Raw genomic sequence first — 15,526 nt, forward strand, 5'->3', positions numbered from 1 at the left:
CTTCTGGCCCCAGCGGCCCTCGGCGGCGAGCGCGTCGCGGATGTTCTCGATCCGGGTCGGGTCGCGGTGCCAGCCGATGTCGACGCCGGCCAGGTCCGCCATCTGGAACGGGCCCATGGGCATGCCGAACGCGACATGGACGCGATCGATCTGTTCGGGGGTCGCGCCCTCCATCAGCAGCTTGTTGGCCTCAAGCTGGCGCGGCATCAGCATGCGGTTGCCGATGAAGCCGTAGGTGACGCCGGCCACCACCGCGACCTTGCCGATCTTCTTGGCCAGCGCCATCACGGTGGCGAGCACGTCGGGCGCGGTCGCGTCGCCGCGCACGACCTCCAGCAGCTTCATGACGTTGGCGGGCGAGAAGAAGTGCATCCCCACCACGTCGCCGGGCCGCGAGGTGGAGGCGGCGATCTCGTCGATGTCGAGGTACGACGTGTTCGACGCCAGGATCGCGCCGGGCTTGCAGATCGCGTCGAGCTTGCCGAAAATCTCCTTCTTCACGTCCATGCTCTCATAGACGGCCTCGATGATCAGGTCGCAATCGGCGAGCGCGGACAAGTCGAGCGTGGGGGTGAGCGCGGCCATGGCGGCTTCGACCTGTTCGGGCTTCATCCGGCCCTTCGCCGCGGTCGCCTCGTAATTCTTGCGGATGACGGCCGCGCCGCGCTCCAGCGCCTCGGCCTGCATCTCGACGATGGTGACGGGGATGCCCGCGGTCAGGAAGTTCATCGAGATGCCGCCGCCCATCGTGCCCGCGCCGATTACGCCGACCTTGTTGATGGGGCGAAGCTGCGTGTCGGCGGGGACGTCGTCGATCTTGGCGGCCTGGCGCTCGGCGAAGAAGATGTGGCGTTGCGCGGCGGACTGGACGCCCATCATCAAGCGCATGAACTCCTGCCGCTCGAACTGGATGCCTTCCTGAAAGGGTACCTCGGTCGCCTTGACGACGCAGGCGATGTTGGCGGCGGGGGCGTCGAAGCCGCGGAACTTGCGGGCGTTCTCCTTGGTGAACGCCGCCACGACGGCCGGGTCGGCCGCGACCGTCCGCTCGCTCGCGCGCGGGATCGGGCGCGCGGCGGCGATCTCCCTGGCGAACGCGACCGCGTCGGCCTCCAGGGCTCCTTCGTCGCCCTCGCCGACGATCCTGTCGACCAGCCCGGCCTCGTGGGCGCGCTTGGCCGCGATCGGGTTGCCCGTCGCGGTCATCTCGAGCGCGAGCTTGAGCCCCGCGACGCGCGGCAGCCGCTGGGTGCCGCCCGCGCCCGGGAGCAGGCCAAGCTTCACCTCGGGAACACCGAGCTTGGCCGAGGGGACGGCGACGCGGTAGTGGCAACCGAGCGCGATCTCGCACCCGCCGCCGAGCGCGGTGCCGTGGATCGCGGCGATGACGGGCTTGGGGCTCGCCTCGATCATGTCGACGACGGTGGGGAGGCCCGGCTCCTGCATCGGCTTGCCGAATTCGGTGATGTCCGCCCCCGCGAAGAAGGTGCGGCCTTCGCAGCGGATCACCATGGCCGCCACGGCCTGGTCGCCCACGCCCTCGGTGATCGCGGCCTCCAACCCCTGGCGGACGGCCGCGCCGAGCGCGTTTACGGGCGGGTTGTCGGAAACGATCACCAGGATGTCGCCTTGGCGCTCGGTGCGGATGGGGGAGGTCACGTTCGTATTCTCCTAATTTCGAATCAGTTCAGCGCCGCGTAGATCATCGTCTTGATCTCGCGGCGGATGGGATAGAGCGTGCTCGGCGACAGCTGGGTCAGGAACACCATCGTCAACCGCTCGACGGGATCGACGAAGAAGCCCGTGGAGAACATGCCGCCCCAGTAGAATTCTCCTGCCGACCCGGGGACCATCGAACGCGCGGAGTCCATGTTGACCGCGAAGCCGAGCCCGAAGCCCGTTCCGGCGAGCGACGCCTCGCTGAACAGCGACCGGGACCAGCCCGCCAGGTCGCCGTTCCCGGGGATGTGGTTGACCGTCATCAGGTCCAGGGTCTTGCGCCCGAGGATGCGGACGCCGTCCAGCGTCCCGCCGCCTAGCAGCATCGTGTTGAACCGGTGATAGTCGCGCGCGGTCGACACGAGGCCGCCGCCGCCCGAGTATAGTTTCGGCGCGCGGCTCCAGGCGCTCGTCTCGCCCCGATCGTACATGACGCGGCCCCGGCCCGGCGCGAAGGCGTAGCAGTCGGTCAGCCGGTCGAGCTTATCGGCGGGCACCTGGAAGAAGGTGTCGTCCATCCCGAGCGGCCCGAAGACGCGGGTGGCGAAGAACGCGTCAAGCGTCATGCCCGACACCTGCTCGATCACAGCGCCGAGCACGTCGGTCGCGACCGAATAGTTCCACGACGTACCGGGCGAGAACTCGAGCGGCAGTTTCGCCAGTTCGGTGACGAAGCTTCGCATATCATACTCGCCGTGCCAGTCGTCGAGCCTGCGTTCGCGGTAGGCCGCGTCGACGTTGGTGCGGTCCTGAAAGGAGTAGGTCAGGCCCGCGGTATGGCGGAGCAGGTCGACCATGCGCATCGGCTCGTCGGTCGGCTTGGTGCGGAACGGCAGCCCGGCGCCGCCGCCGTCATAAACACCGATGCCCTTGAACTCGGGGAGGACGTGATGGACGGGGGTGTCGACCGCGACCAGTCCGTCCTCTACAAGCATCATGAAGGCGACCGAGGTGATCGGTTTGGTCATCGACGCGATGCGGAACAGCGATCCCTCGTCGATCGCCGGACCACCTTCCCTGGCCGTACCCTGGCTGGAGAAGTGGACCACCGCGCCGTCCCGCGCGACGAGCAGCTGGGCGTTGGGGAGCAGGCCGGTGTCGAGATAACGGTCGCGCAGGAACGCGTCGATCCGCGCCAGGCGGGCGGGACTGAAGCCGTGCGCGCCCGCGTCCGCGATCATCATGTCCTGTCCATACCCCTGCTTCCAAACACGCGCGCTCCTATGGCCTTGAGCCGCGCGCGGATCAACTCTAACCTTGGAGGGGACAAGTGGGTTCGCGCAAACCCGTTCTTCGATCGGAGAGATGAGACCTTGGCCAGCGAACCCCTGATGCCCCTTCCCGCCGGATGGCCCGCCATGACGTTGGAGCAGGCGCGCGCCGCGCTGACCGCGCCCGGCGCGAAGTTCGAGATGGAGGAGCTGGAGATCGACGGGCGGCGCACCCGGGTGTGGAAGAACGCGCCGCCCTCGCTCTCCTCGCTGCTCTCGGCGACGCGCGCGTTCGGCGACAAGGTGTTCACCGTCTACGAGGACGAGCGCGTCAGCTACGACGCCAACCACCGCGCGACGGCCGCGCTCGCCAGGCATCTGGCGGGCCTGGGCGTCGGCCGGGGCGACCGCGTCGCGCTCGCCATGCGCAACCTGCCCGAATGGGTCGCGAGCTTCTTCGCGATCACGGCCCTCGGCGCGATCGCGGTGCCGCTCAACGCCTGGTGGACGGGCGCGGAGCTCGAATACGGATTATCGGATTCCGGGTCGAAGGTGCTGATCGTCGACGACGAACGCCATGCTCGTCTGGTCGAGATCTATCGGCGACTGCCTGACCTGGCGCATGTGCTCGTGACCCGCGCGAGCACGCCGCTCGACGGCGTCGCGTCGCGGTTGGAGGATGTCGTCGGCGCGCCGGGCGAATGGCACGCGTTGCCGGACCGCGACCTCCCCGTCCCGACGATCGCGCCCGACGACGACGCGACGATCTTCTACACCAGCGGCACGACCGGCGCGCCCAAGGGCGCGCTCGGCACGCATCGCAACCTGACGACCAACATCATGTCGAGCGGCTATTCGTCCGCGCGGACGCTGCTGCGCCGGGGCGAGATTTCGCCCGTCGCGCCGGCGCCCAAGGTGATGCTGCTCGTGATCCCGCTGTTCCATGTGACCGCGTGCAGCGCCACCCTGATGGCCGCGATGGCGAGCGGATCGTCGATGGTCTTCATGCGCAAATGGGACACGGTACGCGCGTTCGAGATCATCGAGCGCGAGCGCGTCAACATGACCGGCGGCGTGCCGACGATCGCCTGGCAGCTGCTCGAGCATCCCGACCGTGCGAACTACGACCTCTCCTCGATCGAGACGATCCTGTATGGCGGCGCCCCGTCCGCGCCCGATCTGGTGACGCGCATCCATGCCGAGTTCGGCGCGATGCCCGGCAACGGCTGGGGCATGACCGAGACGATGGCGACGGTCACCAGCCACGCGGGCGAGGATTACCTGAACCGTCCGACCAGCGCCGGCCCGCCAGTCGCGACCGCCGACCTGAAGATCATGGACGAGGAGGGCCGGACCGAGGCGCCGCCGGGCAACGTCGGCGAACTATGGGCGCGCGGGCCGATGATCGTGCGCGGATATTGGAACAAGCCCGACGCGACGGCCGCGACCTTCGTGGACGGCTGGATCCGCACGGGCGACCTCGCGCGGCTGGATGACGAGGGTTTCTGTTACGTCGTCGACCGCGCGAAGGACATCGTCATCCGGGGCGGCGAGAACATATACTCGACCGAGGTGGAGAACTGCCTCTACGCGCATCCGGCGGTGACCGATTGCGCGCTGATCGGGCTCCCGCACCGGACGCTCGGCGAGGAACCCGCCGCCGTCGTCCATCTCGCGCCGGGCGCGGAGGCGACCGAGGCCGAGCTCCAGGCCTGGGTCAAGAAGCACCTGGCGGTGTTCAAGACCCCCGTCGCGATCCGTTTCGTGGCCGAGGTGCTGCCGAGGAACGCCAACGGCAAGATCCTGAAACGCGACCTGAAGGCGCTGTTCGAGGACCGCGCGGCGGCTTGAGCGCCGCCCTCTCCCGCTTGTGCGGGAGAGGGTCACATCATCGGAGGACGCGCTTCACCGCGTGGCGCCAGCCCGCGAGCCGCGCCTCGCGCTCGTGCGCGCCGATTGCGGGCTCGAACCGCTCGATCTCGCCGCGCATGGTCGTCGCCTCGTCCAGCGTCGCGAACAGGCCGACGCCGATCCCCGCCAGCATCGCCGCGCCGAGCGCTGTGGTCTCGGTGAAGCGCGGGCGTTCGACGGGGAGGGCGAGAATGTCGGCGAGATCCTGAGCCAGCCAGTCGTTCGCGACCATGCCGCCGTCGATGCGAAGGCTGGCCCAGTCCTGACCGTCGGCGGCGAAGGCGGTTTTCAGATCGTGCGCCTGGTAGCACTGCGCCTCGAGCGCGGCGCGCGCGACATGCGCGCGGGTGGCGGAGAAGCTCAGCCCCGACAGGCTGCCGCGCGCGTCGGGTCGCCACCAGGGCGCGCCGAGGCCCGACAGCGCGGGGACAAGGTACACGCCGGCATTGTCGGGGACGCTCCGCGCGAGCGCCTCCGTCTCGGCGGCCGTCCCAATCAGGCCGAGCGCGTCGCGAAGCCACTGGACCAGGCTCCCCGCCACGAACACCGATCCCTCCAGCGCGTAGGCGCGCTCGCCGCCGAGCTGCCAGGCGACGGTGGACAGAAGCCGGTGGTCCGAAGCCAGCTTGCGACCCGTATGGGTCAGGATGAACGCGCCCGTGCCGAACGTCGCCTTGGTCTCGCCGGGCTCGAGGCAGGCCTGGCCGATCGATGCCGCCTGCTGGTCGCCCACCAATCCACGGATCGGGATGGGCGACCCAAAGGCGCGGGTCTCGCCGAAGCGACCGGCGCAGTCGACGATCTCGGGCAGGACGGCGCGGGGGACGCCGAACAGGTCGAGGAGGCCGTCGCCCCACCCGCCCGTTTCCAGGTCCATGAGCGCGGTCCGGCCGGCGTTGGTCGCGTCGGTGAGGTGGAGCCCGCCCGTCAGCTTCCAGACGAGCCAGCTCTCGACGGTGCCGACCGCGAGCCGGTCGCCCGCCGCCGCCAGCTCGGGCCATTCGCGCATCGCCCAGCCGATCTTGGAGCCGGAAAAGTACGGGTCGAGCAGCAATCCCGTCCTGGCCTGCACCATCGCCTCGTGCCCCGCATCGCGCAGCGCCCGGCACCGGTCGGCGGTGCGGCGATCCTGCCAGACGATCGCGGGCGCCAGCGGCTCGCCCGTATCCCGATCCCAGAACACCACCGTCTCACGCTGGTTGGTCACGCCGATCGCCGCGATCCGTTCCGGCCCGCCCGCGCCCGCCACGATGGTGCCCGCTACCCGAAGCGACCGCCCCCAGATCTCGGCGGCGTCGTGCTCGACCCAGCCGGGGCGGGGGTAGCCCTGCGTCAGCGGCGCGGCCTCGCTGGCGACGCACTCGCCCGTCGGCCGGAACAGCATCGCGCGCGTCGATGTGGTCCCCTCGTCGATGACCAGCAGATATTCGCCCATCGGGACAGGTTAGGCGGGATACCCGGCCCGCGTAAACCGCGCTAAGCTCCCCGGCCATGGCCGACCGCGACCCAGAACTGCTGCCCCCGACCATCCTGGACGATGCCGCGGACTCGGCGTTCGGGTTGCCTGCGGGCGTGACGGCCGAGGATGCGATGCGGGTCGCGATGCGGCGCGACCGGCTGCTCGCCGCACTGACGCTGACGGCGGGGGCCGGGCTGATGCTCGGGCTGCCTTTCGCGCTCAAGGCCGGGGCGGAGTTCTTCCTGCCGCTCACCGCCGCCCTGGTCGTCGCGGTCGCGCTCGTACCCCTGCTCGAATGGCTGGAGCGGCGGCGCGTGCCGTCGTCGCTCGCGGCGCTGTCGTGCGTGCTGCTGTTCCTCGTCGCCGCCAACGTCGCGCTGGCGGCGATCATCGTGCCCGCGACCGACTTCTTCCAGCTGTTGCCGTCGCGGATCAACCGTATCCAGGCCAATCTCCAGCCGCTGCTCGACGTGTATTCCAACCTCGAACGCTACGCCAACCGGACCTTGCGCCAGATCGCGTCCACCCCGGCGCGTCGGCCCCAGGCCTCCGCGGTCGCGCCGCCGGGGTCGATCCTGGAACTCGCCGCCACTTCGGCGCCCGCCGCCATCATCCAGTTCTTCTTCGCCATCCTGGTCGTGTTCTTCTTCCTGTCGGGCTGGACCGGCATGCGGCGGCGGACGATCACCAACCGGGCGAGCTTCAACGGCGCGATGGCGACCGCGCGGGTGATCCAGGACGTGGTCGACGACGTGTCGGCCTATCTGGGCACGATCACCTTCATCAACATCGCCTTGGGATTGATCGTCGCGCTGGCACTCCATCTGATCGGCATGCCCTACCCGCTCATGTGGGGCGGGATCGTCGTCCTGTTGAACTACATCCCGTATTTCGGACCGGTGATCGCGGCGCTGCTGCTCGCGATCGGCGGATTGATGACCTTCACCGACATCTGGCTGGCGTTGTTGCCCCCTGCCATCATGGTGGGTCTGCATCTGGTCGAGGCGAACGCGATCACGCCGCTGATAGTCGGGCACCGATTGACGATCAGCCCGGTGCTGATCCTGGTGTCGCTCAGTTTCTGGGGGTGGGTATGGGGGACGTCGGGAGCATTGCTGGCGGTGCCCTTGCTCATCATCCTGCAGACGGTGCTCGGCGCGGCGGGCAAGCCCGACATCGCGGGCTTCCTGTTCGAGCACGGTACGCTTGTCCGGCGCGAGCGGCGCGCGGGCGATCCGGAGCCGGATGCCCGGGCCGACGCCGAAGAGCGTTGACACTCCGACCGCCCCCGCATATTCGGCCGCCTCGCTTTACAAGCGGGTGTAGCTCAGTTGGTTAGAGCGCCGGCCTGTCACGCCGGAGGTCGCGGGTTCGAGCCCCGTCACTCGCGCCAAGCGCGAAGCGCGCATGGCGGCGGCGAAGCATCCGTAAAGACGCGCAAGCGCGGCCGGCGAGGCACCCGCCTCGTCCGACGACGCGGCTTCGCCGCGGCGCTGTCCAGACTTCCTTCAATTACCCGCCGTGCCCTACCGTAGTCGTCCCGTCTCCATCCAGAGCAGCAGCGGCTTGAGCGGCAGGATCCAGACGACGCCGGCGACGGTATAGAAGGCGAGCTGGGCGACCCAGTGCCAGCCGCCGACGATCGAGGACAGGCTGGCGATGATCACCGCCCAGACGATGATGAGCCCGATGATCGCGAGCGCCCCGACGGGCTTGCGCAAGGTCGGCGTCATGGCGTGATCCACTCCTTTTCGGTCGCGACCGCGTGGCAGGGAACATCCCAGGGGTCGACGGGGACGCGTGGAGTTTCCTGGACCGACCAGGCCACGCCGACGCGCCAGCTGTCGCGATGTAGGATGAAGCAACGGTCGTAGTAGCCCATTCCTTGACCTAGCCGCCCGCCCGCGCGGTCGAAGGCCACCAGCGGCGTGAGGATGATGGCGGGAACGAGTTCGGCGGCGTGCGTGGGCGGCTGTTCGAGGCCGAACGGGCCGATGTCGAGCGGCTGGCCGGGCGTCCAGGCGAGGAAGCGGAGCGGCGTCGCGCGATCGACGATCCGGGGCAGGGCGAGGACGCATCCGGCCGTGATCGCCGCCCGCTCGAGCGGCCCGGGATCGGCCTCGCCGCCGGTCGGGCGGTAGCTCGCGATGACTTGGCCGGGCCGCAGGCGGACCAAGAAGGCCGGGTCGACCCGGATGGCTTCGGCGGGCGCGAAGCGAAGGCGCGCGGCGCGCATTCGCAGGCGCAGGGCCGCCTTGTCGGTCATGGATCGGGGCGGGTGACGGGACCGCCATGGCCGTTTGCCCTGATATCCGCTGACGCTTGGTACGTCAGATAGGAACCATGTACGACGGACCAGGATCCGCGCAGGGACAGCTCCCGTGGATGATGAATAGCCTCAGGGATTATGCTGGACTCGCACCGGGCAGTACCCGCCGCCGATCGACTTAGGACGCCGGGCCGCTTTGCTCAAGGGTGCCCGCGAGCGATTCGAGGCGGGCGGCGATCCCGGCGAGCTCGTCCTCGCTGACCAGGTTGTCGGGAAGGGGGCGGTTCTCCGCCTCGTCGAGCGCGTCGGCGAGCATCAGGCCGACATAAAGGAAGGTGCGTTCGTACGAGCCGCCGCCCGCGCGCGCGGCGACGGGCCAACGCTCCTCGATCATGGCGCCGAGCTGCTGGACGCGCGCCTCCTCGCCCTCGCGACAGGCGACGAGGTGCGCGCGGCCGCCAAACGATAGCGTGACCTGCGCCATCAAACGGTCCCGCGCGAGATGACGTCGTCGAGCGCGGTCACCGCCTCGGCCATTCGCGCCTTCAGGGCGGCGTGGCGGCGGGCGAGCGCGTCGGCGGCGTGGGCGCGGGCGTCGATCGCGGCCTCGATGCGGGCGAGCGCCGCGTCGATCCGGGTCGCGGCCGGGATCGCATGGGGGCGGGGGTCGGTCATGGCGGCGGGCTTAGCAAACGCGAGGCGGTCCACAAGCGGGAAAGCGGCCGGTGGAGGCGGTGTTGACAGCCGGGGCCGCCGACCCGCAAAGGCTTCGGTCAAGCGCGAGAACCGGAAGAACCTGACCTATACTCGCGGTTCCTCATCCGTGCCGAATAAGCGTTCACAACGACTTACGGGAGATACTTAGATGACCATCAAGGTTGCGATCAACGGCTTCGGTCGCATCGGCCGGCTCGTCGCACGCGCGATGTTGGAGAAGGAAGGCGAGCTGGAGCTGGTCGCGATCAACGACCTGGCCGATGCCAAGTCGAACGCCTGGCTGTTCAGCCGCGACAGCGTTCATGGCCGCTATCCGGGCGAGGTCGCCGCCGACGGTCAGGACCTGGTGATCGACGGCAAGCGCATCCGCGTCACCGCCGAGCGCGATCCGGCCAACCTGCCGCACCGCGAGCTGGGCGTCGATCTGGTGATGGAATGCACCGGCTTCTTCACCGACCGCGAGTCGGCGGGCAAGCACATCGCGGCGGGCGCCAATAAGGTGCTGATCTCGGCGCCGGCCAAGGGCGTCGACCTGACGGTCGTCTACGGGGTCAACCACGACAAGCTCAGCGCCGAGCACGCGATCGTATCGAACGCGTCCTGCACAACCAACTGCCTGGCGCCGGTCGCCAAGGTGCTGAACGACGCGATCGGGATCGAGCGGGGGCTGATGACGACGATCCACGCCTACACCAACGACCAGAAGATCCTCGACCAAATCCATCCCGACCTGCGCCGCGCGCGGGCGGCGGGCATGTCGATGATCCCGACCACCACCGGCGCGGCGCGCGCGGTGGGCGAGGTGCTCCCCGAGCTGAAGGGCAAGCTGGACGGGTCGGCGGTACGAGTCCCCGTGCCCGACGGCAGCCTGGTCGACCTTACCTTCCAGCCCACGCGCGACACGACGCGCGACGAGGTGAATGCCATCCTGAAGGCCGCCGCCGAGAGCGGCCCGATGGTCGGCGTGCTGGTCTATTCGGACGAGCCGCTGGTCTCGATCGACATCGTCCACACCCCCGCCTCGTCGACGGTCGACAGCCTGGAGACGGCGGTGATCGACGGCAAGCTGGTGCGCGTGGTCAGCTGGTATGACAATGAATGGGGGTTCTCGAACCGCATGGTCGATACCGCGACGGCGATGGCCAAGTTCCTTTGAACAATTAACGCTGCTTGCGCGACCATACGCTTATCGTCACTCTCCATGACGGGGAGTATCCGGCGGGGGTCGGATACCGGGTTGGGGCACGCTCGGGATGAAGGCGGAGTTCGGACAAACGTGTCGGTCGCTGGATGTGAGCATCGGCGTCGTCGGGGGGATCGCCCGGCACGCGTACGTGAAGGCGCCGGTCGAGGTGATCGCGTCGGCGGAGGTCAGTTGCGCGGGCGGGATCGCGGGCGACCACCGCGGCGTGCGCAAGCCGGGTACGGCGGGCAAGCGGCAGGTCACGTTGATCGAGCGGTCGGCCTGGGATGCGGCGATGGCGGAAGTCGGGCGTGATCTTCCCTGGTGGGAGCGACGGTGCAACCTGCTCGTGGATGGCTTGGAGCTGCCGAGGACGCCCGGATCGCTGCTGCGGCTCGGCCGCGATGTGGTGCTGGAGGTGACGCGCGAGACCGATCCGTGCGAGCGCATGGAGCTGCTGGCGCCCGGCCTGTTCGCGGCGCTGGCGCGCGATTGGCGGGGCGGGATATGCGCGCGCGTGATCGCCGGCGGAAACCTCGACGTCGGCGATGTGATTAGGACACAAGAACCATGACCAGGCCATTCAAGACGCTGGACGATATGGGCGATGTCGCGGGCAAGCGCGTGCTCGTCCGCGAGGACCTGAACGTGCCCATGGCGGGCGGCGCGGTGGCGGACGATACGCGGTTGCGTGCGACGCTGGCGACGGTCGGCGAGTTGGCGGACCGGGGCGCGATCGTGTTGGTGCTCGCGCATTTTGGCCGACCCAAGGCGCCGGGTCCGGAGTTCTCGCTGGCGCTCGTCACCAAGGCCTACGAACAGGTGCTCGGGCGATCGGTGCGCTTCGTCGATTGGGGCAGCGCGGAGGCGGCGATCGCGATGCTCAGCCCGGGCGACATCGCCCTGCTCGAGAATACACGCTTCTTCCCGGGCGAGGAGAAGAACGACCCGCAAGTCGTCGAGCGCTTCGCGAGTCTGGGCGAGCTGTACGTCAACGATGCCTTTTCGGCCGCGCATCGCGCGCATGCTTCGACCGAGGGGCTTGCGCACTTGCTGCCCGCCTTCGCCGGTCGGGCGATGGAGGCGGAGCTCGACGCGCTGGCGAAGGCGCTGGGGTCTCCCGAGCATCCGGTCGCGGCCGTGGTCGGCGGGGCCAAGGTGTCGAGCAAGCTCGACGTGCTGAGGCACCTGGTCGCCAAGGTCGATCACCTGATCATCGGCGGCGGGATGGCCAACACCTTCTTGGCCGCGCGCGGGGTGAATGTGGGCAAATCCTTGTGCGAGCATGATCTCGCGCCCGTCGCCGACGAGATCATGGCGGCCGCCGAGCGGGCGGGCTGCACCGTCCACCTGCCGTACGACGTGGTGGTCGCGACCGAGTTCCGTAGCGATCCGCCGACGCGCACCGTCAACGTCCACGAAGTCGCGGCCGACGAGATGATCCTGGATGTCGGCCCGGCGGCGGTCGAGGCGTTGGGCGACGTGCTGAAGAACTGCCGCACGCTGGTCTGGAACGGCCCGCTCGGCGCGTTCGAGACCACGCCATTCGACCGGGCGACCGTCGCGCTCGCGCGCATCGCGGGGGCGCTGACGGTCGATGGCGGGCTGGTGTCGGTAGCGGGCGGCGGCGACACGGTCGCGGCGCTCAACCATGCGGGGGTGGCGGACCAGTTCACCTTCGTCTCGACGGCGGGCGGCGCGTTCCTGGAATGGATGGAAGGGCGCGAGCTACCGGGGGTGGCGGCGTTGACGCGGTAGTGACATCGACTTATGTTCAACATCGTTGAACGGAGGTGTCGGTGCTTGGTTTGAGATTGGACAACGACACCGAGGCCAAGCTGGCGCGGTTAGCGCGTCGCGAGGGACGGACAAAGAGCGACTTGGTCCGGGACGCGCTGAGGTCGTACCTGCGGCATGCCGACGATGACGAGGCGTTGATCGCCGAGGTACGCAGGATCGCTGCGCTTACCTCCGAGAGCGATCTGGACGAGCTCGACGCGTCGGTCGACGATTTGGAGGAGCTGATCAATGCCGAGGAGGCCTGCGCGGTCACGAGCCGCGCCGCTTGAAGCGCGGGGACATCGTCATCGGTGCGCAGCGCGGCGATTTCACGGGAAAGCCACGGCCCTATGTGATCGTACAGCGAGAGACGACGTTGCCGGACAGCGCCACCGTGACGGTCTGCCCGATCACGACGGTCCTGCTCGGGCCGGGCGATCTCCGCATCCCGCTTGTCGCCGATTCGACCACTGGACTGGACGACCCAAGCGAGGTCGAAGTCGACCGGATCACGACGTTACGCAAAATCCGCATACGTCGGCATGTCGGGTTCATGCCCGCGGCCAGCATGGCGGCCGTCGACCGAGGGCTAAAACTCTGGCTCGATTTGTGACGTCCGCCGGCGTTGCCCCTACAATCCGGTCCGGCTAACAGCCATCCAAGTCGCCGAATATAGAGAAGAGAGATCACGATGACGCCACAAGTAAAGGCCATTCTCGCCAACTACGAGTCCGACAATCCCGGCGTGAAGGCCAACCTCGCGCGCATCCTGATGCAGGGCGAGCTCGGCGGCACGGGCAAGCTCGTGATCCTGCCGGTCGATCAGGGGTTCGAGCATGGGCCCGCGCGCAGCTTCTCGGTCAATCCGGCGGCGTACGATCCGCATTACCATTTCCAGATCGCGGTCGATGCGGGGCTGTCGGCCTATGCCGCGCCGCTGGGGATGATCGAGGCCGGGGCGGCGACGTTCGCGGGGCAGATCCCGACGGTCCTGAAGGTCAACAGTTCGAACAGCTGGGCGACGAGCGTCGCGTCGGCGGTGACGGGGACGGTCGGCGACGCGCTGCGGCTCGGCTGCTCGGCGATCGGCTTCACGATCTATCCGGGGTCGGACGGCGTGTTCGACGCGATGAATGAGATCCGTGAAATGTCGGCGGAGGCCAAGGAGGTCGGGATCGCCACGGTGATCTGGTCCTACCCGCGCGGCGGCAAGCTGTCCAAGGAGGGCGAACTCGCGCTCGATGTCGGGGCCTACGCCGCGCATATAGCGGCGCTGCTGGGCGCGCACATCATCAAGGTGAAGCTGCCGACCGGTCACATCGAGCAGGCCGAGGCCAAGAAAATGTACGAGGGCGGCGACTGGTCGACGCAGGCCAAGCGGGTCGAGCATGTGGTCCAGTCGTGCTTCGCCGGGCGGCGCATCGTCGTGTTCTCGGGCGGGGCGTCGAAGGGCGCGGACGATCTGTATCAGGACGCGCGCGACATCCGCGACGGCGGCGGCAACGGGTCGATCATCGGCCGCAACACCTTCCAGCGCCCGCGCGAGGAAGCGGTGGCGATGCTCGCCAAGCTGGTGCGGATCTACAAGGGCGAGGAGTGAGCGCCCATGCCGACGATCCGTTGGGCCCGCTCGATCCGGACTTCGCGGTAGCGTTCCGGCGGAGCGGGAAGCGGCCGGCGTGCCAGTTGTACCTCGTCTCGCCGTTGGAGGTCGGAGGCGGGTTTCCCGATCGGCTGGCGCGGGCGCTGGACGCCGGGCCGGTCGCGGCATTTCAGTTCCGGGTGAAGGACATCGACCAGCATGCGGCGGCGCGGTTGGCCGAACCGCTCCAGGCGATCTGCGCCGAGCGGGATGTCGCCTTCATCGTCAACGATTCGGTCAGCCTCGCCAAGCGGTTGGGGGCGGACGGGGTGCATCTTGGGCAGGGGGGCGGCGATCCGCGCGAGGCGCGTGACGTGCTGGGCCCCGACGTGCAGATCGGGGTGACGTGCCACGACAGCCGCCATTTGGCCATGAGCGCTGGGGAGGCCGGGGCGGATTACGTCGCGTTCGGGGCGTTCTTTCCGTCGGCGACCAAGGAGGCGGAGCATCGGCCCGAGCCGTCGATCCTGAGCTGGTGGGGCGCGCTGTTCGAGCTGCCCTGCGTGGCGATCGGCGGGATCACGCCCGCCAACGCGCCGGGCCTGGTCGAGGCGGGCGCGGACTTCCTGGCGGTGTCGGGCGCGGTGTGGGACGGCGACGAGACCCTGGCGGTGCGCGGGTTCGCCGACGTTCTAGGCGGACGTTGAGGCCGGACCCAATCGGGGGGCCGGTCGTTTCGTTCAACACATGGGTTAGTGGAGAGTAGGCGTGAAGCGCATCGGATTGATCTTGGCGGCTTCGGTCGCGACGGTGGGGATGAGCGTGGCGACCGCGCAGCAAGCGGCGCGACCGGCCGCTCCGAAGGCGAGAGAGGCCGTGAAGATCGACCGGTCGATCCTGCACGTCCAGGTCATCCTCGACCATCTCGGCTTCTCGCCGGGCGTGCTCGACGGGCGGACGGGGATGTCGCTGACGGCGGCGCTCAAGGGGTTCCAGGAGAGCCGGGGCATGAAGGTGACGGGCGAGATGGATCGCCCGACATTGGCCGCCTTGAGCCGGTACAAGGCCATGCGGCCGACGCGCGAGCTTAGGCTGACGGAGACGGCGCTCGCGGGCCCGTTCACCGCGATCCCGAAGGAGCCGGAGCAGCAGGCCAAGCTGCAGGCGATGGCCTACCGCGCGCCGATCGAGAAGATCGCGGAGATGTTCCACACGACGCCCGAGATACTGGTGGCGATGAACCCGCCCGGCACACGGCTAGTGGCGGGTCAGGCGATCATGGTGCCGAACGCGCTGCCGTCCTCGCGCGCTTATCCCGAGACGGCCAAGCCCGAATGGCGCGCGATGCTGAGCCAGCTCAATGTCGACGCGAACCAACCCAAGGGCGAGAAGATCGTCGTCGACAAGTCGGACGCGGTGCTCCGGGTGCTGGACGGACAAGGCAAGCTGGTCGCGCAGTTCCAGGCGACCATGGGATCGTCGACCGACCCGTTGCCGCTCGGCACGTGGAAGGTGCTGTCGATCTCGCCGATGCCGGACTGGAAGTTCAATCCCAAGATCCTGAAGAAGGTGGACGATTCCAAGGCGGCTCAGGTCATTCCGCCGGGGCCGAACAACCCGGTCGGCGTGGTGTGGATCGACCTGTCGAAGGAGCATTACGGCATCCACGGCACCGCCGAGCCGCACCAGATCGGCC

The 15,526-nt window shown here is 68.8% G+C and carries 17 protein-coding genes and 1 tRNA gene; 11 read left to right on the forward strand and 7 right to left on the reverse strand.

What is annotated here, in order from left to right; all coding sequences use genetic code 11:
- The coding region (locus ACFE71_RS11760; RefSeq protein WP_375428978.1) for a 3-hydroxyacyl-CoA dehydrogenase NAD-binding domain-containing protein at positions 1-1,659 on the reverse strand (1,659 nt) is incomplete at its 3' end.
- A gap of 23 nt (positions 1,660-1,682) precedes the next feature.
- Positions 1,683-2,903 (reverse strand): serine hydrolase domain-containing protein, encoded by a 1,221-nt coding sequence (locus ACFE71_RS11765; protein ID WP_375428979.1) that lies wholly within the window; start codon positions 2,901-2,903, stop codon positions 1,683-1,685.
- Positions 2,904-3,050: 147 nt separating this feature from the next.
- Here ACFE71_RS11765 and ACFE71_RS11770 point away from each other — a divergent pair, with 147 nt between their 5' ends.
- A complete protein-coding gene (locus ACFE71_RS11770; protein ID WP_375428994.1) occupies positions 3,051-4,781 on the forward strand; it encodes a class I adenylate-forming enzyme family protein in 1,731 nt (576 codons plus the stop codon).
- Positions 4,782-4,818: 37 nt separating this feature from the next.
- Here the strand turns inward: ACFE71_RS11770 and glpK are convergent, their stop codons facing one another.
- The gene (gene glpK / locus ACFE71_RS11775) at positions 4,819-6,276 is read right to left on the reverse strand and encodes a glycerol kinase GlpK (RefSeq protein ID WP_375428980.1); all 1,458 of its coding nucleotides are present in this window, start codon (positions 6,274-6,276) and stop codon (positions 4,819-4,821) included.
- A 56-nt stretch (positions 6,277-6,332) separates the two neighbouring features.
- Here glpK and ACFE71_RS11780 point away from each other — a divergent pair, with 56 nt between their 5' ends.
- Together ACFE71_RS11780 and ACFE71_RS11785 are read left to right on the forward strand one after the other, a co-directional pair.
- Positions 6,333-7,574 (forward strand): AI-2E family transporter, encoded by a 1,242-nt coding sequence (locus ACFE71_RS11780; RefSeq protein ID WP_375428981.1) that lies wholly within the window; start codon positions 6,333-6,335, stop codon positions 7,572-7,574.
- A gap of 42 nt (positions 7,575-7,616) precedes the next feature.
- A tRNA-Asp gene (locus tag ACFE71_RS11785) sits at positions 7,617-7,693 on the forward strand.
- A 133-nt stretch (positions 7,694-7,826) separates the two neighbouring features.
- On the opposite strand, the gene ACFE71_RS11790 is transcribed toward ACFE71_RS11785, so the two are convergent.
- The 4 genes from ACFE71_RS11790 to ACFE71_RS11805 all read right to left on the reverse strand — a co-directional run bounded on the left by ACFE71_RS11790 (position 7,827) and on the right by ACFE71_RS11805 (position 9,244).
- Complete coding sequence (locus ACFE71_RS11790) at positions 7,827-8,033, reverse strand: DUF2842 domain-containing protein (protein WP_375428982.1); 207 nt, start codon at positions 8,031-8,033, stop codon at positions 7,827-7,829.
- Positions 8,030-8,566 (reverse strand): 5-formyltetrahydrofolate cyclo-ligase, encoded by a 537-nt coding sequence (locus ACFE71_RS11795; protein WP_375428983.1) that lies wholly within the window; start codon positions 8,564-8,566, stop codon positions 8,030-8,032. Before ACFE71_RS11795 ends, ACFE71_RS11790 begins: the two co-directional genes overlap by 4 nt.
- A gap of 181 nt (positions 8,567-8,747) precedes the next feature.
- Positions 8,748-9,053, reverse strand: a complete 306-nt coding sequence (locus ACFE71_RS11800) for a cell division protein ZapA (protein WP_375428984.1) — start codon at positions 9,051-9,053, stop codon at positions 8,748-8,750.
- Positions 9,053-9,244 (reverse strand): hypothetical protein, encoded by a 192-nt coding sequence (locus ACFE71_RS11805; protein ID WP_375428985.1) that lies wholly within the window; start codon positions 9,242-9,244, stop codon positions 9,053-9,055. The genes ACFE71_RS11800 and ACFE71_RS11805 overlap by 1 nt, the downstream gene beginning before the upstream one ends.
- 190 nt (positions 9,245-9,434) lie before the next feature.
- Between ACFE71_RS11805 and gap the strand changes: the two genes are divergently transcribed.
- From gap to ACFE71_RS11845, 8 genes are all read left to right on the forward strand, one after another.
- Positions 9,435-10,442, forward strand: coding sequence for a type I glyceraldehyde-3-phosphate dehydrogenase (gene gap / locus ACFE71_RS11810; protein ID WP_375428986.1), 1,008 nt, complete (start codon positions 9,435-9,437; stop codon positions 10,440-10,442).
- A 136-nt stretch (positions 10,443-10,578) separates the two neighbouring features.
- A complete protein-coding gene (locus tag ACFE71_RS11815) occupies positions 10,579-11,043 on the forward strand; it encodes an MOSC domain-containing protein (protein WP_375428987.1) in 465 nt (154 codons plus the stop codon).
- A complete protein-coding gene (locus ACFE71_RS11820) occupies positions 11,040-12,227 on the forward strand; it encodes a phosphoglycerate kinase (protein WP_375428988.1) in 1,188 nt (395 codons plus the stop codon). The genes ACFE71_RS11815 and ACFE71_RS11820 overlap by 4 nt, the downstream gene beginning before the upstream one ends.
- A gap of 56 nt (positions 12,228-12,283) precedes the next feature.
- Positions 12,284-12,538 carry a ribbon-helix-helix protein, CopG family gene (locus tag ACFE71_RS11825; RefSeq protein ID WP_375428989.1) on the forward strand — a complete coding sequence of 85 codons (255 nt, stop codon included), beginning with the start codon at positions 12,284-12,286 and terminating at the stop codon, positions 12,536-12,538.
- Positions 12,535-12,861: a type II toxin-antitoxin system PemK/MazF family toxin gene (locus tag ACFE71_RS11830; RefSeq protein WP_375428990.1), complete on the forward strand. Its 327-nt coding sequence runs from the start codon at positions 12,535-12,537 to the stop codon at positions 12,859-12,861. Before ACFE71_RS11825 ends, ACFE71_RS11830 begins: the two co-directional genes overlap by 4 nt.
- Positions 12,862-12,939: 78 nt before the next feature.
- Positions 12,940-13,848, forward strand: coding sequence for a class I fructose-bisphosphate aldolase (locus ACFE71_RS11835; RefSeq protein ID WP_375428991.1), 909 nt, complete (start codon positions 12,940-12,942; stop codon positions 13,846-13,848).
- Positions 13,845-14,537, forward strand: a complete 693-nt coding sequence (gene thiE / locus ACFE71_RS11840; protein WP_375428992.1) for a thiamine phosphate synthase — start codon at positions 13,845-13,847, stop codon at positions 14,535-14,537. The genes ACFE71_RS11835 and thiE overlap by 4 nt, the downstream gene beginning before the upstream one ends.
- Positions 14,538-14,598: 61 nt before the next feature.
- The coding region (locus ACFE71_RS11845) for a L,D-transpeptidase (RefSeq protein WP_375428993.1) at positions 14,599-15,526 on the forward strand (928 nt) is incomplete at its 3' end.

The sequence above is a fragment of the uncultured Sphingomonas sp. genome (assembly GCF_964237155.1).
Classification (GTDB): Bacteria; Pseudomonadota; Alphaproteobacteria; order Sphingomonadales; family Sphingomonadaceae; genus Sphingomonas.